The following is an 18,620-nucleotide window of genomic DNA, read 5'->3' as shown; positions in this document are numbered from 1 at the left end:
GGCCACCGCCCGGGGCGCGGGCGAGACCGCCGTTCCGGGCGACGCGGACGCCGAAGGCGAGCCGTTGGCGGCCGTCTCCCCCGGGGAGACGAGACGGCCCACCGAGGCGTCCCGGGGCAGCGAGAAGCCCCAGTCCAGCAGCGTGGCGCCCTGTTCCCAGCCGCGCATCGGGCTGGGCTCGGCCCCGAGCAGGGTGACCACCAGCCGGCGTCCGCCGCGCTGCGCCGCGCCGACGTAGGTGTGCCGGGCGTAGTCGGTGAAGCCGGTCTTCCCGCCCAGCGCCCCCGGGTAGCGGTAGATGAGCTGGTTCTCGTTCTGGATCTGGAAACCCTTCTTCCGCAGCGCCGGCTGGTCGGGGATCCGGGTGCTCTCGGTCAGCGCGTACCGGCGGAAGGTGGGGTCGGCGAAGCAGGCCCGGGCGATCAGCGCCAGGTCGTACGCGCTGGTGAACTGGCCGGGGCCGTCCAGCCCGGAGGGAGTGACGGCGTGGGTCTGCAGGGCGCCGAGGCGCGCCGCCTCGGCGTTCATCGCCCGGACCCCGCCGGCCGCCCCGGCCGGGCCGCCGACGAGCCGGGCCAGCACGTTGGCCGCCTCGTTACCCGACTGGAGCAGCAGCCCGAGGAACACCGTCTCGACGGTGTAGCGACCGCCCTCCAGCAGTCCGACGGCCGAGCTGCCGGGGGCGATGTCGAGGTCGGCGTGGGTGACCGTCACCACCTGCTTCGGGTCCAGCCTCGGCAGCGCCGTGGCGGTCAGCAGCAGCTTCTGCACGCTGGCCGGGGTGGCGTACCCGTGCGGGCCGCAGCCGCCGAGCACCGCTCCGGTGTCCAGGTCGGCGACCAGCCAGGACGTGGCGGTGACCGCCGGTGGCGGGGTGGCCCCGGCCGGCGCGACGAGGCCCGGTGCGGCCAGCGCCGCGCCGCCCACCGTCTGCTGTTCCGGCACCGACGGCGGGGGCGTCGGCTTCGGGGAGCGCGGCACCTTCGGCGCCACCGCCTTCGGGCAGGGCACCGCCGCAGCGGCCCGACCGGCGGGCGCGGCGGCCGCCGGGACGGCCGGGACGGCACCGGCGAGGAGGACGGCGGCAGCGGCGGCCAGCACCGGGGCTCTCATGCCCAGCACCCTAACCGGCAGGGTCCGGCGCCGACGGGCGGCCACGCGCGCCGGACCGGCACCACGGTTGCCGTTCCGCCACGGCGTCCGCCGTCCCGCTCACGCGCCGTTTGAGAGTTTTTCGCCCGCTCTAGCCGGTGACGACGCCGCGTTGCCGCGAAAGTCTCAACGTACGGGTCAATGAGATGATTGAACCGGCCAGGCCCAGCACCAGCAACCGGGCAGGGTTCACCCTGCCCACGATCGCCCGAAGGGTTCGCATGCAGCAGCCGACTCGGACCGTCGCCGACAGCCACGACATGATCGAGGTGAGCGGCGCCCGGGAGAACAACCTCGCGTCCGTCTCCGTGAACATCCCCAAGCGACGCCTCACCGTCTTCACCGGGGTCTCCGGCTCCGGCAAGTCCTCGCTCGTCTTCGGCACCATCGCCGCCGAGTCGAAGCGGCTGATCAACGAGACCTACAGCGCCTTCCTCCAGTCGTTCATGCCCAGCCTGGCCCGGCCGGACGTCGACTCGCTGCGCAACCTCAGCGCCGCGATCATCGTCGACCAGGAGCGGATGGGGGCGAACTCGCGCTCCACGGTCGGCACCGCCACCGACGCGTACGCCATGCTGCGCATCGTGTTCAGCCGGCTCGGGCAGCCGCACGTCGGGGCGGCCGGCGCGTTCAGCTTCAACCTTCCGGAGGGGATGTGCCCCACCTGCGAGGGGACGGGCCGGGTCTCCGACCTCGACGTGCACGAACTCGTCGACGTCGAGCGGTCGCTCAACGACGGGGCGATCACGGTGCCGAACTTCGCGGTCGACTCCTGGTACTGGCAGTCCTTCGTCGCCTCCGGCCTGTTCGACCCCGACGTCAAGCTCCAGGACTACACGCCCCAGCAGTGGCAGGACTTCCTCCACAAACCGGCCACCAAGATGAAGGTCGGCGGCGGCAACCTCACGTACGAGGGCCTAATCGTCAAGGTCCGTCGGCTGTACCTGAGCAAGGACAAGGAGCCGGCCCAGCCGCACATCAAGGCGTTCGTCGAGCGGGCCGTCACGTTCACGACCTGCGGCGGCTGCGGCGGCGCCCGGCTCAACCAGGCCGCCCTGTCCTCCCGGATCGCCGACCGCAACATCGCCGAGTGCTCCGCGATGCAGATCAGCGACCTGGCCGCGTTCGTCCGGGCGGTCACCGACCCGTCCGTGGCGCCGCTGGTGGCCAACCTGCGCGACCTGCTGGACTCGCTCGTCGAGATCGGCCTGGGCTACCTCAGCCTCGACCGCGAGTCGGGCACCCTGTCCGGGGGCGAGGCGCAGCGGGTGAAGATGGTCCGCCACCTCGGCTCCAGCCTCACCGACGTCACGTACGTCTTCGACGAGCCGACGGTCGGGCTGCACCCGCACGACATCGCCCGGATGAACGGCCTGCTGCTGCGGCTGCGCGACAAGGGCAACACGGTGCTCGTCGTGGAGCACAAGCCGGAGACCATCGCGATCGCCGACCACGTGGTCGACCTCGGCCCGGGAGCCGGTCCGGACGGCGGCCGGGTCTGCTACGCCGGCGACGTCGCCGGGCTGCGCCGCTCCGACACCCTGACCGGCCGGCACCTCGACCACCGGGTCAGCCTGCGCGAGCAGGTCCGGCCACCCGCCGGGCAGTTGCCGATCCGCGGCGCCGACCTGCACAACCTGCGCGACGTCAGCGTCGACGTGCCGCTCGGGGTGCTGACGGTGGTGACCGGCGTCGCCGGCTCCGGCAAGAGCTCGCTGATCCACGGCTCGCTCCCCCGCCGCGCCGGGGTGGTGGTCGTCGACCAGTCCCCGATCCGCGGGTCCCGGCGCAGCAACCCGGCCACCTACACCGGTCTGCTCGACCCGGTACGGGCCGCCTTCGCCAAGGCCAACGGGGTCAAGCCGGCGCTGTTCAGCGCCAACTCCGAGGGCGCCTGCCCGACCTGCAAGGGCATCGGGGTGATCTACACGGACCTGGCCATGACGGCCGGGGTCGCCTCCAGGTGCGAGGAGTGCGAGGGCCGCCGGTTCACCCCGAAGGTGCTCACGTACACCCTGCGGGGGAAGAACATCAGCGAGGTGCTCGCCATGTCGGTGACCGAGGCCCGGGACTTCTTCCCCGGCGGGCCGGCCCGGTCGGTGCTGGACCGCCTCGCCGACGTGGGCCTGAGCTACCTCGGCCTCGGCCAGCCGCTGACCACCCTCTCCGGGGGCGAGCGGCAGCGGCTCAAGCTGGCCATCCACATGGGCGAGAAGGCGCACACCTACGTGCTGGACGAGCCCACCACCGGCCTGCACCTGGCCGACGTCGACAACCTGCTGGCCCTGCTGGACCGCCTGGTGGACGCCGGCAACACCGTGGTCGTCATCGAGCACCACCAGGCGGTGATGGCGCACGCTGACTGGATCATCGACCTCGGCCCGGGCGCCGGTCACGACGGCGGCCGGGTCGTCTTCACCGGCACCCCCGCCGACCTCGTCGCGCGCGGCGACACCCTGACCGCCACCCACCTGCGGGAGTACGTCGCCCAGTGAGGTCCGGGCCGGGTCCACGGTGGGCCCGGCCCGTCGTCGACGTACCCGCTGACACGCCGGCCGGCGGGAACCTAGCGACGGCCGTCGTCCAGCACCGTTCTGATCCGGGTGACGGCCGCGCCGAAGGCCTTCTGCGCCGCGTCGAGTTTCTGTACCGCCGAGAGGAGAACATGGCCGTTGTTCTCGTCCACGGCGCGTTGACAGTCCCGGGCGCTCTGCTCCAACTCGGTGATGTACGTCCGCCAGTGCGACTGGGCCTGCGCGTCGGGGATGCGGAAGTAGGCGCGGGTGTCCCGCGCGAGTCCGTTGAGTTTCAGGCAGTGGGAGTGCACGACGGAGCTGTCGAGCTTGGGCTTCCCGGAAGCGTCGCGCTCGGGCGCCGCCAGGTACCGCGCGAAGCCGCCCGAGTCGGCCAGGAACCGATTGAAGAGGTCGGTCCCGCCGTACCGCATCCAGGCGGACACCTGTGTCGCCCTGATCTCGGCGGACACCACCTGGGGGTCGGCGGCGGCGCTCAGCCGTCGCGGGGCCGTGGCGTCGAACCCCGTCGAACGCTCGGGTGCGGGGTGCGCCACCTCCAGCGCGACGACTCCCAGCGTGGCGGCGCACAGCACGCCCACACCGATGCGGCGGATGGCCAGCCCGCCTCGTCGGGGGGCCCGCGACGGCACGTCTGTCGCACGTCGCGCCGTGCAGCGCCACGCCGCGCGGACCGCCGAGACACCCGCCGTCGACAGCACGGCGACGATCACGGCGAGCACGGGCCCGGCCGTCAGCACGAACGGGATCTCCTGCCACAGCGCGTCGGCGGGGCCGCGGTGACAGGTCGCCCGGATCGTGTCGAGCGGCCCGAGGCATCCGTCCAGCGAGGCGAGGACCATGAGCCCGGCGGCACCCACCACGGTCGCGGTCTGGGCGGCGATGAGCGCCATGATCAGCCGATAGCGCGTCGTCGACATGCTCGCGACGACGACGGCGGCGGCCGTTGCCGCCGCCACGATGGCCACGAGCGCCCACGCGAGGTAGATCCAGACGTGGAGGAGGCCGCGCTGCCCGGGCGGCGGTTGCCAGCCGTGCAGGTACGCCATCACCGCCGCGACGGCGATCCAGCAGGCCGCCCCCGTCAGCAGGCCCGGCAGCACGGCCCGCCGCAGCGGTGGCAGGGCCTCCCCGGCGGCCTGCGCGTCGTCGACGTCACCGGCCGGAGCGCCGCTCTGCGGGGCGGACGCGGCGACGGCCGGACGGACCGTCCAGGCCAGCAGCGGTACGACCCACAGTGCGGCGAGCGCCGACAGTTCGAGGGGACGATCGGGCAGGGTGTGCAGCAGCGACCCCACGGTGGCGATCACCGACAGGGCGGCCCCGTGCTCCGCGATGTCGCCGGGCGTCTGACCCCGCTCCAGCAGGTGGCGCAGGCCCACGCTGTCGAACGGCCACCCGTACGCGAAGAGCAGGCCGTTGAGCCGCCACCAGGCGAACCACGACGACAGCACCAGACCCGCGGCCGTCAGCGTCAGGGTCATGACCAGGCGGTTCGTCCGCCCCTGCCGCACCGAGGCCCACAGTCGGGCGCACTGCGCGGTCCACCACGCGAACGTCATTGCCACGAGCACGACCAGCACCAGGATCGCCGGCCGGGTGGGCAGCCACTGGAGAAGCGCGAGGTCACTCATGACCAGATTGCCCGTCGCCATCCCGACGCCAAGCCACAGCCCCGCCCGCACCCCGGAGGGCACGGCCCGCGCGGTCAGCACGGCGTGGGTGACCGCCCGCCACAGCACGACGCCCACCGACCCGGTGACCAGCACCGCCGCGACGAGCGACATCCCCTGGAGCGCCCACGCGCCGGTCAGGCCACGCGCCCCCAGGATGTCCGCGGCCTGAGAGGTGAACAGCCAGGCGGCGACCCCGGTCAGGAACATCGGCAGCGCCCGTACGCCGAACAGCGCCGCGGGAGCCGCCAGGGCGTCCCGACGCAGGTCCCATCGCGGATGCGTCCGCCACAGTTCGACGAAGCGGCCGACGATCCGCCTCAGCCTGCCCCCGACCGGGTCCGGTGTCGTGACCGCCCAGGCCCGGGGCGCCGCACCCCAGCGCACGGCGGCGAGGTCGGCGTAGACCTCACGGCTGCGCAGCACGTCCGCCCGGGCCAGGTGGACCAGCCCGACCAGGACGACTGTGAGCAGGAGCCCTCGGGTGAACATGGGCAGCTCACCGACGAAGAGCGGCGATCCCACGGCGTTGACGAACATGGTTACGTAGATCGCCAGGTAGGGCAGGAGCACCATGCCGATGAACACCCGCCACAGGGCGACGGTGATGTAGGTGACGGTGACGTCACCGTTGCGGACGTGGGCCAGTTCGTGCAGCAGCACCGCCCGGAAGCCGTCGGGGTCGGTGGTCCGGCGGGCGAGCAGGCCCCCGTGCAGACACATCGTCGGCCGGTGGTTGCGGCCGAAGACCACCGCGCCGGTCGATGCCGTCCCCGGATCCACGACGACGCGCGGCACACGCGCGAGTCCAGCCGCCGCCGTCAGGTCCTCCAACGCGCGCAGGATCTCACCGTCCCGGTCGACCGCGGCCAGCGGGACGACCCGACTGCGCCGCGCCTTCCAGGCCGGCAGGCCGAGGAACAGTAGGCCGGCGGCGACCAGCAGCGCGGCCGGCCAGGCGAGGCTCCACCAACCCGGCGCCGACGAGTAGCGGGCCACGCAGTCCTCGAAGGCGTCCGCCTGGTCGAGGACGGCGGCCGTGGCGGTCAGGTCGCTGCTCCGGCTGGGATCCACGCCGGCGGCGAGTGAGCAGCCGTTGCCGGGCGAGTCACTGAACACCCAGAGCGTGCTGTCCATCATCGATGAGCTGGCCACCATCAGCAGGGCGATCAGCAACGCGAAGCGCAGGGTGGTGCCGGCGGCCACCACCCGCTCTCCGGCCTGCTGATGGGGCAACCCGGTCACGCTGCCGTCCCCCCGTGCTCGGCGCCGCCGGGCCCGCCACATCGACGGGCCGACCGTCGACGCCTGGACAAGCCCGCCGGCGAGCTCCACCTCGCGCGTATCGACATGTATACCCGGTGGATGCGGGCGTTGACTGTCGGCAATCGGCATCGTCCGGAGCCTGAACGGCGGCGCCTTCCGTCGCGGGGCCGCGCCGGTCGGACCGGCAGACGCCGCCGGCCGGGCCCCCTTGTCGGGGGCCCGGCCGGTTGGCTGTTCGGTGGTGTCAGCTGTTCCAGTGCTCGGCGACGAGGTCGGCGGCCTGCTGCTCCCACTGCGCGTACGCGTCGGGGTACGCGGACACCTGGACGGTCTGCGCGGCCTCGGTCAGCGGCATGTCCTGCCACCCGTCGACCTGCTTCAGACCCTTCAGGAACGCCAGCGTCGAGTACTCCGGATCGGTGATCTGCTCCACCGTGCCCCAACCCGACGACGGACGCTGCTGGAACAGGCCCTGCGAGTCATGATCGTTACGGTCACCCAGATGGCCCAGGTTCTCCAACTTCGACTCCTGCAAAGACGTGCCGACCGAGATCACAGCGGCCCGCTCGTCCATGCCAGCCTTCTTCGTCGCGGCCACGATCGCCTTCACGTTGGCGGTCTGCTCGTCGCCGAGGTCGATGCGGGACTGCTCGCCCCGCACACCGTGCGGAATCAGCTTGCCCTCGTCCACACCCGGCTTGTCAGCCTGCACGGCCACAGCCGTCGGGGCGGCGGTCGACCCGGCGGGCGGGGCGGTGGTGGCGTGCTGCAGCGGACCGGCGGCCAGACCACCGGCGAACGCCAGACCAGCGATACCGAGAACGCTCTTACGCATGAACGTGTTCATCAGGGTGACTCCAATCGGGGGTCGACACACCCCACCCCAGGGGAAAAAGGGTGAGCGTGTGAGCACCACGTCGAGGCGCCCAAAAGATCAAAAAGGGGGAAACCCATCCGGCAACTCACCACACCCGGGGGGGGGGTGCTGGCGGCGGGACCATGTGCAACGACCGGCCGCCCACCCACATTCCACCGATGAAGTCACGGGGGGTCGGGCAGCTCAGCAGCGGCCTGCGCTACTCGATCGTCCGCCATGTGTAACGACCCCGGGCCCGCCCATGTTCCGCCGGACGGATGCTGCCGGTCACCCGAAAACCGGACATTCGACCCAGACGCGCCGCTGCGGGTAAGTGCCGGCAGGATGATCGACTCCAGGTCCCGACACCCTGGCCGGTCGGGGACATACCGACCGAATGGGGGACGGGCACGAGCGCCGCGTCGGCCGGACCAGGCGTTACCCTGGCACCATGCAGGGCGTAGCCTCCCCCACCTCGGCCGGCGTGGCCTTCCTGGCCCGCCCGGGCCGCCCGGCCGTCGTCACCCCCACCCTGGCCGAGCTGACCGGCCCCACGCGGGGGATCGTCGAGCTGCCCGTACGCCTGATGTGGAACCTGCACCGCACCTTCGACCTCGGCGACCCGGACGACCTGCTCTGGATGTACGAGAACGTGTTGCGGGAGACCACCCACGCGGACGACCTGCGGGAGCTGGTCAACGGTCACCTGCTGCGCCAGGTGTGGCCCATGCTCAACCTTCCCCGTGGCGTCCGCGCGGCGTGGGAGCACCGCCACCGGGCCCTGCGGGACGACCGGGCCCTCCGCACCGCGTGAACGACGCCGCACCGCCGGACGAGTTCTACCGCGAGGTCGCCCGGGTGGCCCTGTCGGTCGCCGGCCGCCACCGGTTCGTGCTCGGCGGCGGCGTCGCCTGGGCCGCGCACGGGCTGTTCTCCCGCCCCACCGAGGACGTGGACCTCTTCGCCGATGTCGAGGGGGCGGCCGCTGCTGCGGCGACCGGCGTGCGTACCGCGCTGGAGCGCGCCGGCTTCGAGGTGACCGACGCGGACCCGGGCAGTGACCTGGCCGAGCTGTTCGCCGGGTTCGACCGGGACATGAAGGACTTCGTGGTGAGCCGGGGGCCACGGCAGATCCGGCTGAGCCTGGCCCGGCTCGACCGGTACCGCAGCCCCGTGGTGATGGACCTCGGGCCGGTTATGGACATCCGCGACCTGGTGGCCAACAAGACGGCGGCGCTGGTCAACCGGCGGGAGGTCCGCGACTTCATCGACGTGGGGGCCGCCCTCGATCACTACTCGGTCGCGGAGCTCCTCGGCCTGGCCCGGCAACTCGACCCGGCGCTGGAACCGGAGGACGTCCGGGCCGCCGGCCGCTACCTGGACCGGCTGCCCGACCGACGCTTCGCCCGGTACGGCCTGGACGCGGCGCAGGTCGCGCGGCTGCGGGCCCGGCTGGCCGCCTGGCCCCGCTGACCTCCCCACCGGCTGTGCAGCATGTCGGCTCCTGTGGCGGGCGGGACAGCGGCTCGTTAGGGTGCGCAACGGCGCCCGCGAGGCGCGCCCACCCTGATGGAAAGGCACCTCATGACCTCCTCCTCCGGCGCGTCGCGCCGCCAGGTGCTGGCCGTCGCCGCCGCCGCCGCGACCGCACCCCTGATCGCGGGCGCGCCCGCGCAGGCGGCCGGGTCCAAGGGCCCGAAGACCTGGGACCTGACGATCCTGGGCACCTCGGACACCCACGGCAACGTGTACAACTGGGACTACTACCGGGACGCCGAGTACGACGACAGCAAGCACAACGACGTCGGCGTCGCGAAGCTGGCCACCCTCGTCAACCAGATCCGGGCCGAGCGGCGGGGCGGGGCGACCCTGGTCCTCGACTCCGGCGACACCATCCAGGGCACGCCGCTGGCCACGTACTACGCCAAGCAGGAGCCGATCACCACCACCGGTGCGACCCACCCGATGGCCAACGCGATGAACATCCTCAAGTACGACGCGGTGACGCTGGGCAACCACGAGTTCAACTACGGCCTGCCCCTGCTGGCCAAGTGGATCAAGCAGCTCGGGTTCCCGGCCCTCGCCGCGAACGCGGTCAACGAGGCGACCGGCAAACCGGCGTACCAGCCGTACGTGATCAAGGAGGTCCGGCTCGGCGGGCACGGCGCGCCGAAACTGAAGGTCGGCATCCTCGGCCTGACCAACCCGGGCGTGGCGATCTGGGACAAGTCCAACGTCGAGGGCAAGCTGATCTTCGCCGACATGGTGGAGACCGCAGCCAGGTGGGTGCCGGTCATGCGGGCGCGGGGCGCCGACGTCGTGATCGTCTCCGCGCACGGCGGCGACAGCGGCACCTCCAGCTACGGCCCGGAGCTGCCGAACGAGAACCCGTGCACGATGATCGCCGAGCAGGTCCCGGGCATCGACGCGATCCTGTTCGGTCACGCGCACAACGAGGTCGTCGAGAAGTTCGTGACGAACACGAGGACCGGCGTCCAGGTGCTGCTCTCCGAGCCGTCCAAGTGGGGTCAGCGGCTGACCCGGATGGACTTCACCCTCACCCGGGAGCGGGGCCGCTGGAAGGTGGCCACCAAGCACGCCACCATGCTGAACACCAACACGGTGGTCGAGGACCCCGCGGTGCTCGCGGCCGTGCGCGGCCAGCACAGCAAGACCGTCGCGTACGTCAACACGGTGGTCGCCCGGTCGACCGTGGAGCTGTCGGCGACCGAGTCTCGGTACCAGGACACCCCGATCCTGGACTTCATCAACCACGTCCAGACCGAGGTCGTCACGGACGCGCTGGCCGGCACGGCGTACGCGGGGCTGCCGGTGCTGTCGATCGCGGCGCCGTTCAGCCGCACGGCGGTCTTCCCCGCCGGCGACGTGCGCATCCGCGACGTGGCCGGGCTGTACGTCTTCGACAACACCCTGGAGGCGGTGGTCCTCACCGGTGCCGAGGTGCGGGCCTACCTGGAGTACTCGGCGAAGTACTTCACCACCCTCGCAGTCGGCGCGCCGGTCGACCTGACGACGATCAGCGACCCGGCCGTCCCGGACTACAACTACGACGTCTTCTCGGGGCTGGACTACGACATCGACATCAGCAGGCCGGTCGGCCGGCGGATCACCCGCCTGGTCCTGCCCGGCACCGGAACCCCGGTCGCCGACGGCGCGCAGTTCGTGGTCGCGGTGAACAACTACCGGCGCAGCGGCGGCGGCAACTTCCCCGGCATCGTGAAGACCCAGGTCTACAACGCGCAGCAGGAGATCCGCCAGCTGCTCATCGACTGGGCGCAGGCCCGGGGCACCATCGACCCGGCCGACTTCTACGTGCCGAACTGGAAGCTGGTCCGTGAGGGCGTGCCGGTGGAGTTCCCGAGCGCCTGATCAGCCCGGACGCGCGACAGCTCCCTTCCGAGGCCAGGAAGCGAGCTGTCGCGCGTCGGCTTGTTCAGGTGCACCGAGGTAGGCCGACCTCGCAATCGAGGATCTGGGCAGAGCGACCGCCCACCCCAGCACGTACTCCTCCCGCTTCTTGCTCCAGCAGCGTCGCACGGCACCGAGTTCGGTGTCTCTGCGGTCCTTCCGGTGCGGAGTTGCCCGAGACGCCCGCTTATGCGGCCATGCCCAGGGCGTCGCGGACCTGGTTGTGCCTGACGCCGGGTTCGCGACCGTCGGTAAACGAGGCGTCGGACGCGGTCACGGCTGTTCCTTCCACGAATCTCCATCCTGCGCCCGGTCCGACATCGGAGCAGCCCCGCCGCCTCACCGGGACACGACTGGCGTCGAACGGACCTGGCGGGCCGGCGGGAGCCGGTCCAGCAGCGCCAGCGCCGCCCGCACCGGCGCCCGGTCCAGCGTCTCGTCGAAGCTCGCCCGTCCCTGGCAGAACCGGACGAACATCCGCCACCCGGGCGGGGTGGCCAGCAGGGCGTGGAAGACGTCCGGCCGGCGGGCGAACACGTCCAGCAGGCGGTGACCGGCCCGCATCGACGGAACCAGGTCCCGGTCGACGGCGCGCGGATAGCCGTCCAGGTCGCCGTCGACGACGGCCGACCCGGCCAGCGCGCCGGAGCGCAGCGCGTAGCTGATCCCCTCCCGGCTCCACGGTTCCAGCAGGCCGGCCGCGTCCCCGGTCACCAGCACCCGGCCACGGCGCAGCGGCGAGTCGTCCGCACGGCACCGGGTCAGGTGACCGGAGTCGTGCTCCGGCGTCGCCCCGGACAGCCCGAGCCGGTCGACGAAGTCACGCAGGTACTCCCGGGTCCGCTCCCCCTCGCCGCGTGCCGCGATCACCCCCACCGTGAGCAGGTCGCCCTTCGGGAACACCCACGCGTACGAGCCGGGGATCGCCCCCCAGTCCAGCAGCAGCCGGCCGCGCCACCGGCGCTGTTCCTCCTCGGACACCGGCAGCTCCAGCTCCAACCCCAGGTCGACCTGCCGGTACCGGACGCCGACGTGCCGGGCGGTCACCCCGGAGGAGCCGTCCGCGCCGATCACCGTACGGGCGTGCACGGTGTCGCCGTCGGCGAGCCGCAGGCGTACCTGATCGGGGTCCTGCTCCAGGGCGCGGACGGCGACCCGCTCGCGCACCTCGGCCCCGGCGGCGACCGCCGCGGCGCGCAGCCGGTCGTCGAACTCGGCGCGGCGCACCATCGCGACGAGTGGCCCGTCGGCGTGCCGGCGGGTGAACTCGCGCCGCCCGTCCCGGGTGAACGTCACCCGGTCCACCCGGTCGTGCGCCGGCACGTCGATCCGGTCGCCGACCGCCGCGAGGGAGGTGCCGATCAGGCCGCCGCCGCAGGTCTTGTACCGGGGGTGCGCGGCCCGCTCGACGACCAGGGTGCGCAGCCCGGCGCGGGCCGCGGCGTGGGCGGCGGAGAGCCCGGCGGGGCCGCCACCGACGACAGCGAGGTCCCAGATGATCACGGATGAAGCCTAGGGCACCGCCGGACGGAAAGCCGGGCGGCGCAGCGGGTACGGGCCGGCGGGAACCGCACGATCGGGCGGGCATCAACCCCGGGGCGGCGGGTAACCGTCCAGCGCAGTCCCGCCCCCTGCCGGGCGGTCACGTCGAGGAGGAAGTCATGCAGCAGGTACGGCTGTCGGATGTCGAGGAGCGGGTCTACCAGGCGGTGGCCGCGCTGGAGTCCCGTGGACAGGTTCCCTATCCCGACATGATTGCGCAGGAGTCGGGGTTGCCCCAGGACGAGATCCACGCGCCGTTGCACATGTTGACCGAGAAGAACCTCCTGCACCGGGAGGACTCACCGATGGCTGGGTTGGACTTCGGCCCGCGCTGGTGTGCCCGCCAGATGGCGTGAACGGGCGCGAGGCCCCGGATTGCCCCTCGGGGGCCCGGGTAGCGATCATTGGCACGTGATCGACGGCCGACGGGGGGCACCGCCATGAGCCCAGGACGGCCGGACCGACCGGGCCGGTCGACGGATGCTGCCGACGGGGCCGACGACGTCGACAACCGACGGCGCTGGCAGGCCCTCGGGGTCGGCCTGGTCGCCGCCTTCATGACGCTGCTCGACGTGAGCATCGTCAACGTCGCCGTGCCATCCATCGACCGGGCGCTCGGCGCGACCCCGAGCGACCTGCAATGGGTCCTGTCCGGGTACGCGCTCACCTTCGGCCTGGTGCTGGTGCCGGCCGGACGGTTCGGCGACGCCCGGGGCCGCCGCAACGCGTTCGTCCTGGGGATCGCCCTGTTCACGCTGACCAGCGCCCTGGCGGGGTTGGCCCGATCGCCCGAGTGGCTGGTCGCCGCCCGGCTGCTGCAGGGCGCCGCCGCCGGAATCGTCAACCCACAGGTCACCGGCCTGATCCAGCAGTTGTTCCGGGGCCCGGAACGGGCCCGGCCGTTCGGCCTGCTCGGTGCCACGATCGGCATCTCGACCGCGGTCGGCCCGCTGCTCGGCGGGCTGCTGATCCAGGCGGGCGGCGAACAGCACGGCTGGCGGTGGGTCTTCTTCGTCAACGTGCCGGTGGGGATCGTCGCGGTGCTGCTCGGCTGGCGGCTGCTGCCCGCCCGCCCGTCCGGGGGCGTGTCCCGGCACCGGCTCGATCCGGTCGGGGTGCTGCTGCTGGCCGTCGGCGTGCTGCTCCTGCTGCTGCCGCTGGTGCAGCGGGAACAGTGGCACAGTCCGTGGAAGTGGGCGCTGATACCCGCCGGCCTGGCCACGCTCGCCGGCTTCGGCCTCTGGGAGCGGTGGTACGCCCGGCACGAGACGCCGCTGTTCGACCTGCGACTGTTCAGGTTCCGTTCGTACACCCTCGGGTCCCTGATCGCGCTGGTCTACTTCGGCGGCTTCACCGCGATCTTCTTCATCTTCACCCTGTACCTCCAGAACGGCCTCGGCTACAGCGCGCTGATCGCCGGCCTGGCCATCACGCCGTTCGCCCTCGGCTCGGCCGCCGCGTCCGCGCTCGGCGGCCGGATCGTCAACCGGTACGGCCGCCCGCTGGTCGCCGTGGGCCTGCTCGCCGTGGTGCTCGGCCTCGGCGCGGTGGCGTTCGTGCTGCGCGGCGACCCGCGCGGCTCGGTGCCCCTGCTCACTGCGGTACCGCTGCTGATCGCCGGGCTGGGCAGCGGCCTGGTCATCGCCCCGAACCAGACCCTCACCCTGTCCCAGGTTCCGGTGGAGCAGGCGGGCAGCGGCGCGGGGATGCTCCAGACCGGTCAGCGGATCGGCTCCGCCGCCGGCATTGCCGCCGTCGGCGCGGTCTTCTTCTCGTCCCTGGCGGAGACCGGCGGAAACTGGTCGACGGCGTTCCGACATTCGCTGCTGCTTGCCGCCGGCATCATCGCGCTCGCCCTGATCGCAGCCCTGATCGACATCCACCGCAGCCGCCGGGCCCCCCGGTCCTCCACTCACCCCTGACCACCCGGCCCACGGCGGGGGCTCCCGCCGGCAGCGCGCGTGACGGTGCCCGCCGGTGAACAAGCCGGCGGGCACCGTCACGTGGTAGCTCAGGCACTCAGGACGGTCAGCGCGTCGACCCCGTGCCGAAGCGGTTACGGCGACGCCAGGCCAGCCCGGCAAGCGTCAGCACCACACCGACACCGACCAGCCCGCCACCGACGGCCAGCGGCGTGCCGATGCTGTCACCGGTCACGGGCAGGCCCCCGTGCGGCTTGCGGGTCGGTGTGGGCTGCTCGCGTGGGAGCACGGTCAGGGTCGCCGTGGCCGTCCTGCCCGTGGTCGCACCTACGGCTGTGAACGTGTGCCGGCCGGTGACGCTCGGCGTGTAGCGGGCGGAGAACTTCCCCTCCGCGTCGGCCCGCACCGTGAACCGCGACGGCGCCGCCGCCTGGTAGGCCACCGGGGCCATCGCGACGGTGCTGCCGTCGCTGCGGCGGGCCGGCGCCTGACCGGTCAGGCCGGCGGCGAGTGGCGTCGTCGCCACGGTGTGCTCGGCGGACTCGTTCGGCCCGAACCCGGCACCGGTCAGGGTGACGGTCTGACCGAGGACGATCGTCGACGGGTTGACCGTCAGCGCCGGGGGCTGCGGCGGGTACTGCGGCGGCTGTTGTGGGCCGGACGGCGACGGTGTCGGCTGCGGCTGCGCCGCCCCCGCCGCGGTCGGCGCGGCCACGACGGCAAGACCGACCGTGAGCGCCATGATGATGCGGGATAGCCGCATGATTGGATCCCTCCTACTGGTCACAGTGTGGTGCGGACTTAACTTGGGTGGTCCATGGGGTGGCGGTCGGGGTGAGCCAGAGGTCGGCGTCTCCGCTGCCGGTCCTGCCGGTCAGCACGTCGACGTCGAGGGTCCGGGTGATGCCGGGGCGTACCTCGACGTTGGCGATGACGACCTGTCGCCGCCGTTCGAGGCCGCTGCCGACCCGCAGGTCGGCTCCGTCGAGCCGGCTGGCGAGCACCGCGCCGCCGGCCGGGCTGTAGACGGACACCAGGGTCCGGGCGGTGTACGGGTCCCCGGCCAGGCCCAGGCCGAGGACGGAGGGGGAGAGCCCGCCGGCGGGCGCGGTCGAGTGGAGCGTGAAGCTCAGCCGGAGCTGCCGCCGGCCGTCGGGGCGGCAGTCCCCCACGGTCAGGGTCGCCGACGGCCGCAGGTAGTAGCCGAGCTTCGCGCCGCTGCCGTCGTTGAGGAACACGCCGACGGTGGGAACGTTCTCCTGCTCGGGCAGCGCCCCGCCCAACCGGCTGCCGGCGATGACCCGCTGCTCGGCCGGGTGGGCGCTCCAGAACAGGATCCGCCGCTCGCCGATGGCGCGGTCCAGTGCGGACAGCAACGCCCGGGGGTCGACCTCCCGGGTGAAGAAGGTACTGAACACGGCAGCCGCGGAGGCCGCGAAGAACTCGTCCTGCCTGGCCTGGTCCAGCCGCTGGTACGTGTCGGAGAGCAGGGTGTGCACCACCTTGTCGCTGACCAGGGTGGTATTGCCCGGCACGGGCACCGGCCCGGTGGCCTTGAGCAGGTACGAGAGCACCACCGGGTCGACCGCGAGCACCCCGTCCACCGTGGTGCCGCTGCGCTTGCGGTACATCGCCCGGAAGAGCGCTGCGGCGGTCGGGAAGTGCGGGGTCAGGTTGACGTCCGCCGGATACGTGCCGACCAGATCGGTGTAGAGGTTGCGGACCTCGGTGCTCAGCTTCGCGGACAGGTCGAAGCGGCCCAGGCTGGCGGCGGCGTCCTGGGCGCCCATCCGGAGCCGGCCGTCCTCCGCCTGGATCACCGCGTACGCGCCGAACATGCCGCCGGTGGCCCGCAGCTCCGCCGGGTTCTGCGACACCAGCAGGTAGCTGCGCGGCCCGCCCGCGCCGAGCAGGTTCGGCAGCAGACGGGCGGCCTGGTCGGCGGCCCGGGTCAGGGCGGCCAGCCGGTCGGTCTCGGCCCGCAGGTCCGTCACGGCCTGTCGGACCGGGTCGACCAGGCCGGTGGTGGGCACGGCGGCCAGTCGGGCGTTGGTGCGCCGGACGACCTCGTCGGTGTCGGTGAGCTGGGCCGAGACGGCCCGGAGGCGGTTGACGTCCAGCCGCCCCTTGCCGGGCAGCAGGGTGGACAGGTCGGTGCGCAGCAGGGCGGGGAACGCGTCCCGGGCGAGTTCGTCGACGGCCACCGCGATCTCGCGGACCGCGGCGAGGTCGTCCCCGGCGTACGGGGTGTGCCGCCCGACCGACCAGCCCGGGTCGGCGGTGGCGGCGCGGGCTGCGGCGGCCTGTTCCTGGAGCGCGGCGAGGGTGCGTTGCGCCCGGTCGGCGTCGGCCCCGACCACCTCGGTGCTGAGCTGCCGCGCCAGCCCGGCGGCGTTGAGCAGGTGGGCCCGGGCCTGCCAGCCGCGGAAGCCGACCCAGCCGCCGCCGACCGCGACGAGCGAGCCGACGATCAGGCCGGTGAGCAGGACCCGCCGTACCCGCGCCCTGGTACGCCGTGTCGATCTTCGCCGACGGCGGCGGGGCCGCACGGTTTCCCTCACATCTGCTCCCGTCGAAAAGCGGACAGAAATGATGATTCATCGTTTTCTAGCACGAATGGTGCAGGTCGCGTGGGGATATCGCGGTTTTTCAGACTTCGAGTCCCGTACGGGAGCTTTCTTCCGTCGGGTCCGAACCACGGGGCCGCCCGGCCACCTCGTACAGCAGCTCCTCGACGCGGTCCACCCCGCCACGCGTGGACATGTCGCGCAGGTACGCCTCCCGGCCACGCCGCCCCATCTCCAGCCGCGCCGGCGTCGGGATGGTGGCGGCCAGCCAGAACCGGTCGGCCAGGGTGGCCCAGTCCTCCGGCGGGCAGGACAGCCCGGCCCGGGCCCGTTCCACGATCTCCACGGTGTCGCCCCCGGCGGAGGCCACCACGGGCGAGGCGGAGCTGAACGCCGCCTGCAGCTTGCCGGGGACGCTGCCGCGCAGCTCCGGCAGGTCGCGCAGCATCACCAGCTGGTAGTCCGCGGCGGCGTACAGGTCGGACATCTCCAACGGCGACCGGCGCGCGACGAACCGGACGTTTCGGGCCCCCAACTCCTCGGCGAGCCCCCGCACCCGCCCCTCGTCGGGGCCCGAGCCGACCAGGACCAGGTCCATCGTGCCGCGCAGCGGGGCTGCGGCGCGGACCGCCGTCTCCAGGCCCTGCCGGGCGCCGATGGTGCCGGCGTACATCACCGCGCAGCGGCCGTCGCCCCGGACCAGCCGGCGGGCCTCCCGGGTCGGCTCGGCGGGGCGGAACAGCCGCTCGTCGGTCCAGTTGAGCACCACCCGCACCCGGTCGGCGTCGGCGCCACCGGCGACCACCAGGTCGCGCATGGCGGGGGCGGCGACCGCGACCAGGTCGGCGGAGCGGTAGAGCCGACGGGTGGCCTTGGCGAGCCGGTCCGCCCAGGGGCGTGCCGCCTCCGCCGGCCCGGGCAGCTCCGGGTGCACGTCCTGGACGTGCAGCAGCGTCGGGACCGCGCCCAGCAGGCGCAGCAGCCCGGCGGCGGCGAAGGTAGTCGGCGGCAGCTGGTGGACGTACAGGGCATCGACGCCGGCGAGCTGCCCCCGGCCGATCGTCCCGACGCTGGCGGCGAAGGACAGCCAGCTCGCCATCCTGGCGCGGACGGAGGCGTCCCCGCCGGTCCACCGGGGCACCCGGCGCACGGTCAGCCGCTCGCTGCGGCTCTCGTAGCGCCACCGCTGCCGCCAGCCCGGATAGGCGTGGCCGCCCGGGTAGTCGGGAAAGCCGGTCAGGACGCGAACCTCGTGGCCACGGGCGGCCAGCCCCTCGGCCAGGCTGCCGGGGATGAACGCCGGCTCCGGCGGGAAGTGGTACGCCAGGATGCCGATCCTCACCGGGCACCCCCATCCCGGCGGTCACCTTCCGGCGCGGCGGGGCCACCCTGTGTGGTGTCACCTGCGTACGATGCCGGCAGCGCGCTGCCCACGGGCGCTGCCCCGGTGGGTGCCGGCACAGCGCCGGGCCGACGCGCGACCAGACCGCTGGGAGAGTCTCCGATGGCCGACCGGATCCTGTTCGTCTGCCATGCCAACATGTGCCGCTCGCCGATGGCCGAATACCTGGCCGGCTGGCTGCTGGCGAAGCTGCCGGTCGAGGTGGCCAGCGCCGGCACGGCCGCCGTGGACGGCCGGCCGATGCATCCGTACGCGGCGCAGGTGGCCGCCGGGACCG

At 73.0% G+C, this 18,620-nt stretch carries 14 protein-coding genes; 7 read left to right on the top strand and 7 right to left on the bottom strand.

Going from position 1 to position 18,620, the window contains the following annotated elements; translation table 11 throughout:
* A partial coding sequence (locus ABT023_RS27370) for a D-alanyl-D-alanine carboxypeptidase family protein (RefSeq protein WP_350889397.1) occupies nucleotides 1-1,113 on the bottom strand: 1,113 nt, incomplete at its 3' end.
* 260 nt (nucleotides 1,114-1,373) lie between these two features.
* Between ABT023_RS27370 and ABT023_RS27365 the strand changes: the two genes are divergently transcribed.
* Nucleotides 1,374-3,647 carry an ATP-binding cassette domain-containing protein gene (locus tag ABT023_RS27365; RefSeq protein ID WP_350889396.1) on the top strand — a complete coding sequence of 758 codons (2,274 nt, stop codon included), beginning with the start codon at nucleotides 1,374-1,376 and terminating at the stop codon, nucleotides 3,645-3,647.
* Nucleotides 3,648-3,718: 71 nt separating this feature from the next.
* On the opposite strand, the gene ABT023_RS27360 is transcribed toward ABT023_RS27365, so the two are convergent.
* On the bottom strand, nucleotides 3,719-6,604 hold the full coding sequence (locus ABT023_RS27360; protein WP_350889395.1) for a M48 family metalloprotease: 2,886 nt from the start codon (nucleotides 6,602-6,604) through the stop codon (nucleotides 3,719-3,721).
* A 265-nt stretch (nucleotides 6,605-6,869) separates the two neighbouring features.
* On the bottom strand, nucleotides 6,870-7,472 hold the full coding sequence (locus ABT023_RS27355; protein ID WP_350889394.1) for a hypothetical protein: 603 nt from the start codon (nucleotides 7,470-7,472) through the stop codon (nucleotides 6,870-6,872).
* 460 nt (nucleotides 7,473-7,932) lie between these two features.
* On the opposite strand from ABT023_RS27355, the gene ABT023_RS27350 reads away from it, so the two are divergent.
* The 3 genes from ABT023_RS27350 to ABT023_RS27340 all read left to right on the top strand — a co-directional run bounded on the left by ABT023_RS27350 (nucleotide 7,933) and on the right by ABT023_RS27340 (nucleotide 10,871).
* Complete coding sequence (locus ABT023_RS27350; protein ID WP_350889392.1) at nucleotides 7,933-8,295, top strand: hypothetical protein; 363 nt, start codon at nucleotides 7,933-7,935, stop codon at nucleotides 8,293-8,295.
* Nucleotides 8,292-8,954: a nucleotidyl transferase AbiEii/AbiGii toxin family protein gene (locus tag ABT023_RS27345; RefSeq protein WP_350889391.1), complete on the top strand. Its 663-nt coding sequence runs from the start codon at nucleotides 8,292-8,294 to the stop codon at nucleotides 8,952-8,954. The genes ABT023_RS27350 and ABT023_RS27345 overlap by 4 nt, the downstream gene beginning before the upstream one ends.
* A gap of 111 nt (nucleotides 8,955-9,065) precedes the next feature.
* Entirely contained in the window at nucleotides 9,066-10,871 is a 1,806-nt protein-coding gene (locus ABT023_RS27340) for a bifunctional metallophosphatase/5'-nucleotidase (protein ID WP_350889390.1), read from the top strand.
* A 378-nt stretch (nucleotides 10,872-11,249) separates the two neighbouring features.
* Here the strand turns inward: ABT023_RS27340 and ABT023_RS27335 are convergent, their stop codons facing one another.
* Entirely contained in the window at nucleotides 11,250-12,413 is a 1,164-nt protein-coding gene (locus ABT023_RS27335; RefSeq protein WP_350889388.1) for a geranylgeranyl reductase family protein, read from the bottom strand.
* A gap of 158 nt (nucleotides 12,414-12,571) precedes the next feature.
* On the opposite strand from ABT023_RS27335, the gene ABT023_RS27330 reads away from it, so the two are divergent.
* Together ABT023_RS27330 and ABT023_RS27325 are read left to right on the top strand one after the other, a co-directional pair.
* Nucleotides 12,572-12,808 (top strand): hypothetical protein, encoded by a 237-nt coding sequence (locus tag ABT023_RS27330; RefSeq protein ID WP_350889386.1) that lies wholly within the window; start codon nucleotides 12,572-12,574, stop codon nucleotides 12,806-12,808.
* Nucleotides 12,809-12,892: 84 nt separating this feature from the next.
* Nucleotides 12,893-14,374, top strand: a complete 1,482-nt coding sequence (locus tag ABT023_RS27325) for an MFS transporter (protein WP_350889384.1) — start codon at nucleotides 12,893-12,895, stop codon at nucleotides 14,372-14,374.
* 106 nt (nucleotides 14,375-14,480) lie between these two features.
* Here the strand turns inward: ABT023_RS27325 and ABT023_RS27320 are convergent, their stop codons facing one another.
* From ABT023_RS27320 to ABT023_RS27310, 3 genes are all read right to left on the bottom strand, one after another.
* Nucleotides 14,481-15,137 (bottom strand): hypothetical protein, encoded by a 657-nt coding sequence (locus ABT023_RS27320; RefSeq protein WP_350889383.1) that lies wholly within the window; start codon nucleotides 15,135-15,137, stop codon nucleotides 14,481-14,483.
* A 13-nt stretch (nucleotides 15,138-15,150) separates the two neighbouring features.
* On the bottom strand, nucleotides 15,151-16,935 hold the full coding sequence (locus tag ABT023_RS27315; protein ID WP_350889381.1) for a DUF4012 domain-containing protein: 1,785 nt from the start codon (nucleotides 16,933-16,935) through the stop codon (nucleotides 15,151-15,153).
* An 88-nt stretch (nucleotides 16,936-17,023) separates the two neighbouring features.
* Entirely contained in the window at nucleotides 17,024-18,283 is a 1,260-nt protein-coding gene (locus tag ABT023_RS27310; RefSeq protein ID WP_350889379.1) for a glycosyltransferase family 4 protein, read from the bottom strand.
* Nucleotides 18,284-18,445: 162 nt separating this feature from the next.
* Here ABT023_RS27310 and ABT023_RS27305 point away from each other — a divergent pair.
* Nucleotides 18,446-18,620 (top strand): arsenate reductase/protein-tyrosine-phosphatase family protein (locus ABT023_RS27305; protein WP_502890768.1); only part of this gene is annotated, 175 nt, incomplete at its 3' end.

It is taken from the genome of Micromonospora sp. NPDC002296 (assembly GCF_040296145.1).
Lineage (GTDB): Bacteria > Actinomycetota > Actinomycetes > Mycobacteriales > Micromonosporaceae > Micromonospora.
This window is presented reverse-complemented; position numbering and strand designations above follow the sequence as displayed.

Coding starts and splice junctions, on each gene's coding strand:
- ABT023_RS27355 (WP_350889394.1), bottom strand. CDS start 7,472: ATGAACACGTTCATGCGTAAGAGCGTTCTCGGTATCGCTGGTCTGGCG.
- ABT023_RS27340 (WP_350889390.1), top strand. CDS start 9,066: ATGACCTCCTCCTCCGGCGCGTCGCGCCGCCAGGTGCTGGCCGTCGCC.
- ABT023_RS27350 (WP_350889392.1), top strand. CDS start 7,933: ATGCAGGGCGTAGCCTCCCCCACCTCGGCCGGCGTGGCCTTCCTGGCC.
- ABT023_RS27320 (WP_350889383.1), bottom strand. CDS start 15,137: ATGCGGCTATCCCGCATCATCATGGCGCTCACGGTCGGTCTTGCCGTC.
- ABT023_RS27330 (WP_350889386.1), top strand. CDS start 12,572: ATGCAGCAGGTACGGCTGTCGGATGTCGAGGAGCGGGTCTACCAGGCG.
- ABT023_RS27325 (WP_350889384.1), top strand. CDS start 12,893: ATGAGCCCAGGACGGCCGGACCGACCGGGCCGGTCGACGGATGCTGCC.
- ABT023_RS27365 (WP_350889396.1), top strand. CDS start 1,374: ATGCAGCAGCCGACTCGGACCGTCGCCGACAGCCACGACATGATCGAG.